12 protein-coding genes and 1 tRNA gene are annotated in these 13,397 nt (G+C 55.4%); 8 read left to right on the plus strand and 5 right to left on the minus strand.

What is annotated here, in order from left to right; genetic code table 11:
* Positions 1 to 135 precede the first annotated feature (135 nt).
* From AC2FFF_RS05125 to AC2FFF_RS05160, 8 genes are all read left to right on the plus strand, one after another.
* The gene (locus AC2FFF_RS05125; protein WP_281995309.1) at positions 136 to 1,041 is read left to right on the plus strand and encodes a LysR substrate-binding domain-containing protein; all 906 of its coding nucleotides are present in this window, start codon (positions 136 to 138) and stop codon (positions 1,039 to 1,041) included.
* Positions 1,042 to 1,132: 91 nt separating this feature from the next.
* On the plus strand, positions 1,133 to 2,287 hold the full coding sequence (locus AC2FFF_RS05130) for an aromatic ring-hydroxylating oxygenase subunit alpha (protein WP_142635876.1): 1,155 nt from the start codon (positions 1,133 to 1,135) through the stop codon (positions 2,285 to 2,287).
* Between the two features lie 47 nt (positions 2,288 to 2,334).
* Entirely contained in the window at positions 2,335 to 2,559 is a 225-nt protein-coding gene (locus AC2FFF_RS05135) for a hypothetical protein (protein WP_281972427.1), read from the plus strand.
* A gap of 125 nt (positions 2,560 to 2,684) precedes the next feature.
* Positions 2,685 to 5,105, plus strand: a complete 2,421-nt coding sequence (locus tag AC2FFF_RS05140) for a GcvT family protein (protein WP_496750567.1) — start codon at positions 2,685 to 2,687, stop codon at positions 5,103 to 5,105.
* A gap of 102 nt (positions 5,106 to 5,207) precedes the next feature.
* Entirely contained in the window at positions 5,208 to 6,182 is a 975-nt protein-coding gene (locus AC2FFF_RS05145; protein WP_281972429.1) for an alpha/beta fold hydrolase, read from the plus strand.
* Between the two features lie 82 nt (positions 6,183 to 6,264).
* Positions 6,265 to 6,341 (plus strand) — tRNA-Met (locus AC2FFF_RS05150).
* A gap of 341 nt (positions 6,342 to 6,682) precedes the next feature.
* Entirely contained in the window at positions 6,683 to 7,609 is a 927-nt protein-coding gene (locus AC2FFF_RS05155; RefSeq protein WP_281972430.1) for an MBL fold metallo-hydrolase, read from the plus strand.
* Positions 7,606 to 8,550, plus strand: coding sequence for an MBL fold metallo-hydrolase (locus AC2FFF_RS05160; RefSeq protein ID WP_281972431.1), 945 nt, complete (start codon positions 7,606 to 7,608; stop codon positions 8,548 to 8,550). Before AC2FFF_RS05155 ends, AC2FFF_RS05160 begins: the two co-directional genes overlap by 4 nt.
* Position 8,551: 1 nt before the next feature.
* On the opposite strand, the gene AC2FFF_RS05165 is transcribed toward AC2FFF_RS05160, so the two are convergent.
* The 5 genes from AC2FFF_RS05165 to AC2FFF_RS05185 all read right to left on the minus strand — a co-directional run bounded on the left by AC2FFF_RS05165 (position 8,552) and on the right by AC2FFF_RS05185 (position 13,397).
* Positions 8,552 to 9,610, minus strand: a complete 1,059-nt coding sequence (locus AC2FFF_RS05165; RefSeq protein ID WP_281972432.1) for a YeeE/YedE family protein — start codon at positions 9,608 to 9,610, stop codon at positions 8,552 to 8,554.
* A gap of 52 nt (positions 9,611 to 9,662) precedes the next feature.
* Positions 9,663 to 10,886 carry a 5-aminolevulinate synthase gene (gene hemA, locus AC2FFF_RS05170; protein ID WP_281972433.1) on the minus strand — a complete coding sequence of 408 codons (1,224 nt, stop codon included), beginning with the start codon at positions 10,884 to 10,886 and terminating at the stop codon, positions 9,663 to 9,665.
* A gap of 1 nt (position 10,887) precedes the next feature.
* The gene (locus tag AC2FFF_RS05175; RefSeq protein ID WP_281972434.1) at positions 10,888 to 11,322 is read right to left on the minus strand and encodes a DUF302 domain-containing protein; all 435 of its coding nucleotides are present in this window, start codon (positions 11,320 to 11,322) and stop codon (positions 10,888 to 10,890) included.
* A gap of 80 nt (positions 11,323 to 11,402) precedes the next feature.
* Positions 11,403 to 12,665, minus strand: coding sequence for an NAD(P)/FAD-dependent oxidoreductase (locus AC2FFF_RS05180; RefSeq protein ID WP_281972435.1), 1,263 nt, complete (start codon positions 12,663 to 12,665; stop codon positions 11,403 to 11,405).
* 27 nt (positions 12,666 to 12,692) lie between these two features.
* A complete protein-coding gene (locus tag AC2FFF_RS05185) occupies positions 12,693 to 13,397 on the minus strand; it encodes a c-type cytochrome (RefSeq protein WP_142635858.1) in 705 nt (234 codons plus the stop codon).

Raw genomic sequence — 13,397 nt, forward strand, 5'->3', positions numbered from 1 at the left:
ATCTTTACCGCACGTATCGGAAACACGGCACTCAACATCATCGTTTTGGAAAATTTCTTCTGGCGCACAATCTTAAAAAGTCCAATATTTGAGTGAGAAGAATTAACCTGAAGACCACCAACGGCTACACCTGTCATGTCCAGACGCCACTATAATCTGCCGCCACTCACCACGCTGTCGGCCTTCGAAGCCGCTGCGCGCCATCTAAGCTTTAAGCATGCGGCTGAAGAACTGTCGGTAACGCCGGGCGCGGTCAGTCATCAGATCAAAGCGTTGGAAGGTGATCTTGGCACCGCCTTGTTCCAGCGCAAACACCGAGGGGTCGAACTGACGGAAGACGGCAAAGCGCTGTATGACGCGCTGGCTTCTTCGTTTACCCGCATCTCAAAAACACTGGCAACAATCCGCGACCGTGCCACCGTCGAAAAGGTAACCGTAGGATCAACCACTGCAGTGGCTGCTCTTTGGTTGTCGCCATCGGTAATCCGGTTCTGGCGCGAAATGCCTGAAGTAAATGTTGACCAGCTTTCACAGGATCGACCATTTCGGGATCGGCCGGATATCGATTTCTTTATTCGCTACGGCCGGGACGGCAACGGTGACCTTTCGCACACTCCTCTGTTTCGGGATTGTCTGGTCCCCGTCGCCTGCCCAGAGGTGGCGGATCGGTTGGCCGGTGCAAGCCTTGAAGATCTCGCCGCTGAACGACTGATACATCTGGACTCTGAAGACCGCAGCTGGACCACTTGGCCCGAATGGTTTCAACAACTCGGGTACACGGGAACCATTCCGATCGATTCTCGTGTGAACAGCTATTCGGTAGCCCTCCAGCGGGCGCGTAAGGGGGCCGGGCTGGTTCTTGGATGGCAACGCTTGATCCAACCCATGCTGCAATCGGGAAAGCTGGTGGCAATCGGGCCCCACCTCCAGATCGCTCCAAACCAGTTTTATCTGGTTGGCCGCTCGGATGAAGACTTGTCCGAAAGTGCCCGGGCGCTGAAAGATTGGATCATTCAAGAGGTTCAGGACGGTTCGGTTTAGGTGAAATCACCCTGTGATGAGGTTTTCTGATATTGAGTGGATGCCAGCGTATCCGCCAATAGAGAACAAACAACACCTGCAGGAGAGCCCGATGAACAAGCATACTGCGCTGTCTTCCGTTCTGGTCGATGTGAATGTCGCAAACGGCCTGCCAAACGAACACTATATCGACCCGGCACTTTTCGCCGAAGAGCGTAGATCGGTTTTGTACGCCAACTGGTCCGGGATCGGCTTTGGCAAAGACGTGCCCGAGGAAGGCGATGCCATGCCGGTCGATTTCCTAGGCATGCCTTTACTAATCGTGCGGGATCGGGATGGTGAGGTTGGCGTATTTCAAAATACCTGCCGTCACCGCGGGATGATCCTTGTCGATACCCCTCGCAAGATAAGTGGCGCGATCCGTTGCCCCTATCACAGCTGGTGCTACAGCCTGAAGGGAGAGCTGCGTGCGACGCCACATGTTGGCGGCGCCGGTCACAACACCCATGAGGACGTGGATCGCAAATCTCTGGGCCTGATCCGTATTCGCTCTTATGTCTGGCGGGACGTGGTCTTTGTGAATGTGGACGGCAATGCACCCGAATTCGAAGAGGCGCACGCCGCCCTATTGGAACGCTGGAAAGAGTTTGATCAACCAGTACATCACGGCGGTGAGGCCTCTTCGTTCAAGTTGGAGGTCAAGACCAACTGGAAGCTGGCGGTTGAGAACTATTGCGAAAGCTATCACCTGCCCTGGGTGCATCCCGGCCTGAACAGCTATTCGCGACTTGAGGATCACTATAACATCGAAGTGCGCGGGCACTATTCCGGTCAAGGCACGCTTGTCTATCGACAACTCACTGACCATGACGGCACCACATTCGCCGATTTCGACGGGCTCAGCGATCGATGGAATGAGGGTGCAGAGTATGTGGCCGTGTATCCGAATGTTCTTTTGGGTGTGCAGCGTGACCATGCCTTTGCCATTGTCCTGGAACCGGTTGATCACGAAAATACCGTTGAGCATATCGAGCTTTATTATGCCAAAAGCATCGAAGACACACCTGAACATGATGGCCTGAGGGCGGCAAACGCCCAGCAATGGAAAACTGTGTTTGAAGAGGATGTGTTCGTTGTTGAAGGGATGCAAAAGGGTCGGCACGGAATGTTGTTCGACGGCGGTCGATTCTCTCCGGTGATGGATGGTCCGACCCATAATTTCCATCACTGGGTTGCGACACAGATTGAAAGCGGTCGCGCCGACTGAACCAGCTGTCTGGCCACGCACGACTGGCCAGACGCGACGGAGACCCGATGGACAGAACAGAACTGGATCGCTTGCTACTTGAGGCGCATGATCATGATGATCCTGCCGCGTTGGTCCGCTATTACACTATTGCAGCAGATGAATGCGAAGCGGTGCAAGATATCGACGCGGCCTGTTTTTACCTGACCCACGCCTTTATATTCGCCCTGGAAGCCGGGGCCTCTGAAACAGATGAATTGAACCACAGACTGGTCGCGTATGGACGTGCATAGTGGTGGGCATCGGAGACTAACCTTGGTTTATATCTGTTCAATCCCACGTGAAATTTAAACCCGTTGTCTTGGGTTCAGTACTGGTAACACATGACGACAAGACCAAAATTTTGGATGACAGACTCATGAAGACAAATGCACAGGCAGTGGTAATCGGCGGTGGTGTGATTGGGTGCTCGATCCTGTATCACCTGACCAAATCGGGGTGGTCAGACGTGGTGCTGTTGGAACGGGATGAACTGACATCCGGCTCGACCTGGCACGCGGCGGCGAACATCCACGGACTGCATGACAGCACCAATATCAGCCGCATCCAACACTATACGATGACGCTGTACAAAGAGCTTGAGGCTGAAACCGGCCAAAGCTGCGGCGTGTTCCAGCCCGGCTCGTTATATCTGGCCCAAACCGAAGAGCGCGAGCACCAGCTGAGGCTGCAGGCCGCCAAGGCCAAGCTGTACGGGATGAATTTCTATGAGATCAGCATCGAAGAGGCGCAGCGTCTGAACCCGCTGGTCAATTACGATGGCATCCGATGTGTCATGTACGAACCTGATGGCGGTAATGTTGATCCCTCGGGGGTCACCAACGCCTACGCTGTCGGCGCGCGCCAGCGTGGGGCCGAAATCCACCGCTTTACGCCGGTCACTGCGACAGATCAGCAAGAAGACGGCACCTGGATCGTACGCACCCCTAAGGGGGACATCCAAACGCCGTGGGTTGTGAATGCCGCCGGTCTTTGGGGCCGCGAAGTTGCCATGTTGGCCGGGATCGAGCTACCCCTGCAACCGACCGAGCATCAGTATTTCGTCACCGAAACCATGGCTGACGTCGCGGCGCATGATACCCGCCTGCCCTCGGTCAGTGACCGCGATGGCGAGTACTATTTGCGGCAGGAAGGTCAGGGCCTTTTGGTGGGGGCTTATGAAAAGGATATGAAATTCTGGGCCGAGGACGGCACACCCCTGGATTTTGCCCATGATCTGTTTCCCGACGATCTGGAGCGGATCGAAGAGAATATGATGAACGCCATCGAACGCGTACCTGCCGTGGGCGACGCCGGGATCAAACGGGTCATCAACGGACCGATGATCTGGTCACCGGATGCCAACGTTCTGATGGGACCAGTGCCCGAGGTCGACGGCTATTTCTGCTGCAACGGCATCATCCCGGGATTCTCGCAATCGGGTGGCATGGGCCTGATGGCGGCGCAGTGGATCATCGAAGGCGAAACCCAATACGACATGTTCGCCTGGGACGTGGCGCGGTTCGACACATGGGCCACCAAAGATTTCACCAAAGCCCGCGTGCAGGACCAGTACGCACACCGCTTTGCCATCCACTTCCCAAATGAAGAACGCAGCGCAGGACGCCCTGCCCGGACCCGCCCGATTTATGATAGGCAAAAGGACATGGGTGCCGTCTTTGGCCTGAATGTCGGATGGGAACACCCGCTGTGGTTCGCAGAAGCGCCCGGCGCCACGGACACCAACGGATTCACCCGCCAGAACTGGTGGGAACCGGTGGGCGCGGAATGCCGGATGCTGCGCGATCGGGCCGGGATCATCGACATCTCAAACTTTGCCAAATATGTTTGCAAAGGTCCGGGAGCCGAGGGTTGGCTTAATGCCGTATTCGCAAATTCCATGCCGAGATCGGTTGGTCGATCCTGCCTGACCCCGCTGATCTCAAAACGGGGTGGTATTGCCGGCGATTTCACCGTGACCCGCGTGGCCGACGACGAATTCTGGATCATCGGCTCGGGCATGGCCGAGCGCTATCACAAACGGTTCTTCAAACAGGTTCCGCTGCCCGACGGCACCCGTTTCGAAAGCCGCACCGAAGAGACTTGCGGCTTTAACGTGGCTGGACCGAAATCGCGGGAAATCCTGCAACGGCTTACGAATACCTCGCTCAGCCCCGAGGATTTCCCCTTCATGCGCTCGCAACAGATCGAAATCGCCGGAATTGCGGTCCTGGCGCTGCGTGTCTCCTTCACCGGCGATCTGGGCTGGGAGGCGCATTGCGCCGCGAAAGATCAACTCCGCCTGTATGAGGCGCTGATCGAGACCGGAAAAGAGTTCGGCGCAGGCCCAGTTGGCAGCCGCGCACTGATGTCGCTGAGGATCGAAAAGGGCTATGGGTCTTGGGGGCGCGAATACAGCCCCGAATACTGGCCACACGAGGTCGGTTTGGACCGGTTGTGCAAATTCGACAAATCGTTCCTAAACAAAGATGCCGCCAATTCTGCCATGACCTCTCCGGCCAGAGAGCAGCTTGTCCTGCTGCATCTGGACGAAGCCGACACCGCAGCTTCGAACGCTGACGCGACCGGAGGCGAACCCATTTTCATGGACGGGCGCGGAATCGGTCGGGTGACATCGGGCGCTTATGGCTATTCCGTGGGTATGTCGCTGGCCTTGGGCTATGTTTCGGGTGCCGGGGCCGGCGATAGGGTCGAGGTCATGGTATTAGGGCGCCCGCATAGGGCAACGATCCTGAAAGAACCGCCCTTTGATCCAACTGGAACGATCTTGCGCGGCTAACCCAGTCCGCATTAGATCCTTTAAGCGAGCTGTGGACATTGCCTTCGGGTTGTGGCGCTATCCGGTCAGTAATCTGATCTGCTCCATCCAGAGGATAGGCTGATGACAATCTTCCTGACTATTGCGCTGTTCATTGCGCTGTTTCTTGTTGCGATGAATCTTTGGACACGCAAGCTGACCCGTGACGGCCGGATGCGTGTCCCACAACCGGGGGTTATCATTCCCGTGCGCGGCGGCAATATCCACTATGTGGAAAAGGGCGACCCTTCCAATCAGACGGTTGTGCTCATTCATGGGCTGGCCGGGCAGTTGCAACATTTCACCTACGCCTTGATGGATAAACTGGCCGAGGATTTTCACGTCATTGCCGTGGATCGCCCCGGTTGCGGATACTCAACTCGTGAGACGGCAGAGCTTGGGCGGTTGCCCGAACAGGGCCGCATGATACATGAATTTCTAGAGGCAAAGGGGGTCAGCAACCCAATTCTGGTCGGCCATTCGCTGGGTGGCGCGGTTTCTCTGGCGATGGCGCTGGATTACCCGGACAAGATCAAAGCGCTGGCCCTGCTAGCTCCGCTTACTCAGGCGATGCCCGGGCCGCCCGCCGTGTTCAAACCGCTTGAAATCCGGACGGCATGGCTGCGCAGTCTGATCGGCAACACGATTGCCGTCCCGCTGGCCGCAAAAACCGCACCGCACACCCTTAGCGCGGCATTTGCGCCAGAACCCGCGCCCCAAGACTTTCTGGACCGCGCCGGCGGCGCTTTGGGGATGCGTCCATCCGCGTTTATCAGCGCCTCACAGGATGTGATCGGGATTGAACAGAGCATGCCGGCCCAGGTCGCCCGTTATGGCGACCTGAAAGTGCCTGGCTCCATATTGTTTGGAGCACAGGATGCGCTCTTGTCAGCCACGCAACACGGTGAATCAATGCAGGCGTTTGGTCTGAGTTTTGAACAGATCGAAGGGCTGGGCCATATGATCCCCCTGACAGTCCCGGACATCTGCAACAACTTCATTCGCGGCGTGGTACAAAATACAGAACCCAGGGCGACGGTTGTGCCGAATTCGGATTAGTCCCAGCTAAAATATTCCCAACAAAGGCGCCATTTCCCTCTTGACCCTCCCCAACCCCTCCCTTAAATCGCCATTCACTCATGGCGGAGTAGCTCAGTTGGTTAGAGCAGCGGAATCATAATCCGCGTGTCGGGGGTTCAAGTCCCTCCTCCGCTACCAAATTCCCATAACATATCAGTTAGAAACGTGAACTCAGCGTTGCTCTCACGTACCGCAAACATGGTTTGGGTGGCATTTTGGGTAACAGCAGACGAATTTTGTGTTCAAAAAGAACTGGGAATCGTCACGAAAAAGCGGGAAACGCCACACGCCGCAACCAGTCCCATTTCGCTCCAAGAGTTGAGATGCAGGCTCTCAGGGGCACCGGTGTAATCGCTAACTTACCCGCCGGTACCGAAGAAGTTGAGTAGACTTCTTAGTGATCAAGACGAAAGCAGCTTTGCACACACAGCCTTTCTTTCTCCATTTACAAATAATAACATTCATTTTATTGATTGTGTATGGATGGAAATACATTTTCTCGCCGCACTTTCTTGTACAGCGCCGCTTGCCTTGGGATGCTTGGTACTCAATCCAGGATCGTGAGGGCCGAGTTGCAACTCGGCCCTTCAGCTAGGATTTCAACCGTATCAGACGGGTACCTGTCATTGCCACCGGAAATGATCTTTGGGTCCATGCCGAAAGAAGAACTCGAACAGCTTCTGAATCGCAATCGAGTGGACGCGACCAAGTACGAGCCAGAGTGCAACGTTGCGCTCTATCGTGATGGTAAAAACACGGTGTTATTCGATGTCGGAGCTGGGCCGGATTTCATGCCCACGTCTGGCAAACTTATGGAAACTGTTGAAACAATCGGCCTGTCGCCCGAAGACGTTTCGCACGTGATTTTCACCCATGCGCACCCGGATCACATCTGGGGCATTTTGGATGACTTCGACGACCTGCTTTTCCCCAACGCGACGCATCACTTTGGCCGTAAAGAGTGGGATTATTGGTGGAACCCTTCAACGGTAGATTCAATAGGAGAAGATCGCGCTGCGTTCGCTGTAGGCGCGAAGCGCCGGATGGCAGAAATTGAGGATCAGGTGGCGTTCTTTGACGACGGACAAGAGATCCTTCCAGGCATTGCCGCCCGTGCAAGCTTTGGGCACACACCCGGCCACATGGCGTTTGAAATCCGCAGCGGCAGTGAATCCGTGATGATTGTCGGCGATGCGTTGGGAAATCCACACGTGGCTTTTGAACGGCCTGATTGGCACAGTGGCACCGATCAGGATCCACAGGCAGCTGCAGCAACTCGTAGTTTGCTGCTAGATCAGATTTCTCGCGAGCAAATGAAGATAATTGGCTTCCACCTGCCGAATGGTGGAATCGGCCGGGTCGAAAAAACTGGCTCTGCGTATAAGTTCATTGGAGAACCAACATGATACGAACGCTTGCGATTGCCTTGGCCTTGGCCGCACCAGCTTGGGCAAGCGAGGAAATTGCAGACCAATATCCGCAAAGCGTGCTGTATTCCAAACCGGTCGAGTATATCCCTGGCGTCTATTCCGCCATTGGCGCAACCGCACCACCAACCTACGAAAACTCTGGTCACAACAACAATCTCAGTTTCATTGTAACCGGTGAAGGTGTGGTCGTCATAAACGGCGGTGCAGCCTATGTCCTTGCCGAAGCGCTTCACAAGGAAATTCAGGCCATCACGGATCAGCCGGTCAGACTTGTCTTCAACGAGAATGGCCAGGGGCACGCGATGCTCGGCAACGCTTACTGGTCAGAACTCGGCATTCCGATCATCGCACATTCCGAAGCAGCGGCCGAATTCGAGGAATATGGCCCGCAAATTCTGCAGGGAATGCAGCGATACAATCAGGACAAGGCAGACGGAACATTCCTGGCTGGCCCAACCGAGACATTCGATGATGAGTACGTGGTTGAGATGGGTGAATTCCGGATTGAGGCAAAGTACCTCGGCCCTGCCCATAGTCCCGGCGATATCTCGATCTGGTTGCCGAACCAAGGCCTTGTCATTGCGGGCGACATGGCGTTTCACGAACGCATGCTGCCAATCTTTCAAGACACCTATACAGCGGATTGGCTTGTAACTTGGGACACCGAATTCGAGGCTTTAGATGCCACTTATGTGATACCGGGACACGGCCATCCTACGAACATGGATCAGGTGCGCCGCTATACACGCGACTACCTGATATATCTGCGCGGCAAGATTCAAGAGCATATGGATGCAGGAGGTGATCTGGCTGAGGCTTACTACGTCGATCAGTCACCTTATGCCAACCTGGACACGTTTGAAGAACTGGCCACGAAAAATGCAGGGCGCGTTTTCGAACAGATGGAATTCGAGTAGCTCAGGAATGTTGCGGAACAGGGATTAGCATCAATAGTCTATGCGTGCTGATCGCCCCGACCCACATGAAAAATACGGCAACCCATGCGGTCAATGACAGGGCGGACCCTCCTGAAAGCCCGGCACCCACCGCGCAACCTCCCGCCAGCATGGCCCCAAACCCCATGAGAACAGCCCCTACGAGGTAGCGTTCCATCGGAGTATCCGAGCCAAATCGTTCGATCCTCCACTCACCTGCAGTCAAGGCTGAGCCTGCCGCGCCAATTACTACGCCTGGGACAAGGCCGATACCGAAGGACAACACAACGTTTCGACTTGCAACCAACGCCATTAGTGTGTCCGTGGCCGGTCCGGTAAAGGTGACAGAAGACACAGGCACGACTTCAAAAGATGCTTGCGCGATGGCAAATGTTATCAACCAGCCGAGCGCCACAGCCAGGCCAACTCCTGCGGCCGCTATGATCCTTATAGGCGCGACTTTCCGGTGGGACGCAAAGACAATGGCCGACACCAATCCCAACGCTGCAACGGCTGTATAAACCGTTGGCGAGAGCCCAAGTATTTCTGAAAGATCACGCGGCGCGCCTCCTGGGACAGCCCAGATACCAGACAGCAACTCGCGGGCGGGACTAAGAACACCTGTGTAGGCGGCTTGAGCCACTAAGGTCAAAACCAATCCCGTAACCAGGGCGCGCAAATTACCGCAGGAGGCTAATACCAAAAGGCGAGATGCACATCCACGCGCCAGAACCATGCCTGCGCCGAACATCGCTCCACCGATTACCGCGCCGCTCAGGCTACCTGTCGACGCGATTGCACGTGTCTCGGAAAGGTCTAGCCACTCAAACGCGATAAGCGCCTGTACCAAGGCGAGCGCAGTGGTGAAGGCGATCAGCCAAACCGCCAAGCGGGGACCTAGCTCACCTTCGGCGACTTCGACTGCCGACGCTCTTAAACAAAAGTGAGACTTCTGAGCCGTCACGCCGAACAAGATACCGACGAGCACTCCGGCAAATGCCAAGGCACCAGAGTCTCCCAACAGATCGATGAGTCTCTCCATCAGCAGAAACTCTCACTTCGTAGCGTGTGCATCCTTGTCTTCGGTCAAGTTGTCATTGTGCGACCATTGGCCTGCGCGCCAACTGGCATTGCGTCCACAGCTCACCCAATGCAGATACCAGTCGATCCACGTCTTCAGTAGAATGCACCGGCGACGGTGTAATCCGTAGACGCTCCGTTCCCTTGGGAACGGTTGGATAGTTGATCGGCTGGATGTAAATTCCATAGTCACGCATCAGTACATCAGAGATGAAGCGACACTTAACCGGATCGCCGACCATGACCGGAATGATGTGACTTGGGTTCGGAGTATGGGGAATACTCAGTTCGTCCAGCCTGTCTCGAACTTCGCGCACTCGCTGCTGGTGCAGATATCGTTCCGCATTGCTTTGCTTCAGGTGCCGAACCGAGGCTGCCGCACCTGCGGCTACGGCCGGAGGCAATGCAGTGGTAAAGATAAACCCGCTGGCAAAGGACCGGACGAAGTCCACAAGCTCTTTCGACGCCGCGATGTATCCACCGACGACACCGAAGGCTTTGCCTAATGTCCCCTCGATAACGGTTAGGCGATCCATCAGGCCTTCACGTTCGGCGATGCCACCGCCGCGCGGTCCATAAAGCCCTACGGCGTGAACCTCATCCAAATAGGTCATCGCGTCATAGCGATCCGCCAGATCACAGATCTCGGCAACTGGCGCTATATCACCATCCATGGAATAGACGCTTTCGAACGCAATGAGCTTTGGTGCGTTGGCTGGTATGTCAGCAAGCTGCCTTTCAAGGTCTGCAATATCATTGTGCTTCCAGATCCGCTTTTGACAACGGCTGTGGCGAATTCCCTCAATCATCGAGGCATGGTTCAACTCGTCTGACAGTACGGTGATACCAGGAATGCGGGAGGCCAAAGTTCCCAAAGCCGCCCAGTTTGAAACGTAGCCGGACGTAAATAGCAATGCCGCCTCTTTGCAGTGCAAGTCGGCAAGTTCCTGTTCCAGCAAAACGTGCTCATGAGTGGTTCCAGAGATATTCCGCGTACCTCCCGCCCCGGCACCACACTCATCAATTGCTTGGTGCATTGCTGCAAGAATGCAGGGGTGTTGACCCATGCCAAGATAATCATTTGAGCACCAGACAGTGACTTTTTCGGGACCGTCTTCTGCGTAATTGCGCGCGGTTGGGAATGCACCGCACTGCCTTCCGAGATCCGCAAAGACCCTATAGTTCCCTTCCTCTTGAAGCTGGTCCAGCTGATCACGAAAAAACTGCTGATAGTTCATTTCAATTTCCTACGGCCTCTTCGACGATCTCGGATAACAGGGTCTGAACCTTTTGCATTGGCCCGTCAGGGTAGCCTCGATATCCCACCATCACGCCACTGTTGTCCTCGGCTACAAAAATCCCGTAGGGGCAGAATCCGATATTCATAGGGTCGGCTTCCATCACCTCGCGCGAGATTTTTGCCGAGCAGAAAATGAAGATGTCTGCGGCCGCAAATATCTGCTTGTCACTGCCGACATCAGCGCCCGTGCGATTCAACATGTCGCCTACATGGCTTACATGGTCGATGACCAGTCCCTGTCCGACAATCGCGGACTCGACGGCGAAGGTTGCATCATCAAAACTGCCGTCAAATGGGGCGGTGATGATCTCTTCCGCAAACGCATGGCTCACCAGAACATTGGAAAACGCGGCTACAGCGATAAAGTGTTTCATGATTTTAATCCTCCTCTTGAACCGCATCTTCTCAGATTGCTCATCAAGGTCTTTGACACCAGTCAAAACCCCTGAATACCTTAACCGAACATGTCTGAAGTGATACCAGCGTACCAACCCAGCGACTCTTCATAAGTTGCTTTTCTCAAGTCCGCATCTTCGCCGGTCTGGCTGATAAAGCCGTCCACTTTGGCAATCTTTTCGGGAGTCGCTTCATAAGTTGCGCCAACCTTGACGCCATCATCGGTGTCGATGAGCGACCAGCACGTGTTGGAGAACTTGGCCGGAAACACTTTGGACCCGGTCAACGCACCTCGCACGGCATTCGCACAGACTTTCGCCTGACTGTTGGCCGAGAAGCCGGATTTGGGCATGTCACCCTGTTGGCTGGCGTCACCAAGAACGTAGATATCCAGGTCGGCTTTGGAGGACATATCCGCGGCGTTCACGGGTGCCCAGTTACCATCGGTCACCCCTGCCATTTCCGCAATGCGTCCGGCTTTCATCGCTGGGATCACGTTGCAGACATCGACCTTGGTTTCTTCGCCGTCGATCGTAACAGTCATTGCATCCGGGTTTACGGCGACATTGCCGCCGCCGAAATCTTCGCCGATCCAGTCAACCATTCCTTCGTAGTGGTTGGCCCAACCCTCTTGGAACAATGACATCTTGGAAAACTTCGGTTTCGGGTCGGCAACGATGATCTTTGCTGTCGGGTTGTTCGCCTTCAGAACATGCGCAACCATTGAAACCCGCTCATACGGTCCGGGTGGGCAACGGTACGGATTCGGTGGCGCGACCATTGCAAATGTACCACCTTCAGGCATTGCCATGATCTGCGCCTTGAGAAGCTCGGTCTGAGATCCAGCCTTGTACGCATGCGGCATTTTATTTTGCGCCGAGACGTCCCAGCCCTCGACCGCACCATCAACAAAGTCGATACCCGGGCTCAGGATCAGCTTGTCATATGGAACGGATCCGCCACCTGCCAAGGACACCGTCTTGGCATCGCGATCCACCCCTGTGGCCCAATCATGCACCACGTTGATGCCGTAGTTCGCGGCAAGCGTGCCATAGCTGTGGGCAATGTCCGAAAGCTCCTGAAACCCTCCCAGATACAGGTTTGAGAAGAAACAGGTGTAATAGGTCCGCGACGGCTCGATCAACGTTACGTCGATCTCACCCCTGCTGTCTTTTGCGATGTAGCGCGCAGCAGTTGCACCGCCCGCACCGCCGCCGACAATTACCACGCGTGGTTTGCCTTGCGCCAACACCATCGGTGCCGACAACCCGGCTGCTACCACCCCGGCGGCTCCAAGAAATACTCGTCTATTTAGCGTCATCGCGATTCCTCCTCTTGGACACAGTCACTATGGATTATTGAAGTAGGCAGCCAATGCCGCGATCTCGTCATTGCTCAGCCGTCCGGCAATCATTCGCATGACCGGATGTGGCCGCTGTTTGTCTTTATATGCGTGCATGGCGACCACGAAGTCTTCGTCAGGCCAGTACACGATCGAGGGAATGCCCTCATCGCCTCCGTCGATCTGATGGCACGTTGTACATTCGCTGCTGAGATATGCGCCGTACTCCGGATCTCCTTGAATCGCCAAGATCGCGGGGTCGATAGAATGATCCGTGCCCTTCGCCGTCGGGTCCGCTTCTGGGATGTCCTGAGGATTGTCGGAAAAATCCCGCAAATAGGCGATCACGTTGGCGCGGTCTTCCGGGTCTTTCAGGCCACCAAAACTCATCCTGGTGCCTGACGCGAATGCACGTGGGTTTTCGATGTACGCAGACAGTGTGTCAGCGTGCCACTCCAGACCCGAGCTACCCGCGCGCGCAAGGCTTTTGGAATAGCTAAAGCCATCCAGACCAGCTGCCCTGCGCCCAAAAATCCCATTCAGATGCGGACCGATTTTGTTTTCGGCCCCCTTTCCAACCTGATGACAGCCTTTGCATTTGGCGAACACGGCTTTCCCTGCCTCAGCATCGCCAAGGTCTTCTGCAGCGTAGGTCGATGAAGCAGTAGCCCCAAAGAACGCGGCACAGACAAGCGCGTTCGACCAACGCAT

The sequence above is a fragment of the Ruegeria sp. YTSA226 genome (assembly GCF_059609905.1).

Excerpts from the sequence above, each read along its gene's own strand:
- AC2FFF_RS05155 (WP_281972430.1), top strand. The coding sequence starts at position 6,683 with ATGGATGGAAATACATTTTCTCGCCGCACTTTCTTGTACAGCGCCGCT.
- AC2FFF_RS05185 (WP_142635858.1), bottom strand. The coding sequence starts at position 13,397 with ATGCGTTGGTCGAACGCGCTTGTCTGTGCCGCGTTCTTTGGGGCTACT.
- AC2FFF_RS05145 (WP_281972429.1), top strand. The coding sequence starts at position 5,208 with ATGACAATCTTCCTGACTATTGCGCTGTTCATTGCGCTGTTTCTTGTT.
- AC2FFF_RS05135 (WP_281972427.1), top strand. The coding sequence starts at position 2,335 with ATGGACAGAACAGAACTGGATCGCTTGCTACTTGAGGCGCATGATCAT.
- AC2FFF_RS05180 (WP_281972435.1), bottom strand. The coding sequence starts at position 12,665 with ATGACGCTAAATAGACGAGTATTTCTTGGAGCCGCCGGGGTGGTAGCA.
- hemA (WP_281972433.1), bottom strand. The coding sequence starts at position 10,886 with ATGAACTATCAGCAGTTTTTTCGTGATCAGCTGGACCAGCTTCAAGAG.
- AC2FFF_RS05140 (WP_496750567.1), top strand. The coding sequence starts at position 2,685 with ATGAAGACAAATGCACAGGCAGTGGTAATCGGCGGTGGTGTGATTGGG.
- AC2FFF_RS05175 (WP_281972434.1), bottom strand. The coding sequence starts at position 11,322 with ATGAAACACTTTATCGCTGTAGCCGCGTTTTCCAATGTTCTGGTGAGC.
- AC2FFF_RS05165 (WP_281972432.1), bottom strand. The coding sequence starts at position 9,610 with ATGGAGAGACTCATCGATCTGTTGGGAGACTCTGGTGCCTTGGCATTT.
- AC2FFF_RS05160 (WP_281972431.1), top strand. The coding sequence starts at position 7,606 with ATGATACGAACGCTTGCGATTGCCTTGGCCTTGGCCGCACCAGCTTGG.
- AC2FFF_RS05130 (WP_142635876.1), top strand. The coding sequence starts at position 1,133 with ATGAACAAGCATACTGCGCTGTCTTCCGTTCTGGTCGATGTGAATGTC.
- AC2FFF_RS05125 (WP_281995309.1), top strand. The coding sequence starts at position 136 with ATGTCCAGACGCCACTATAATCTGCCGCCACTCACCACGCTGTCGGCC.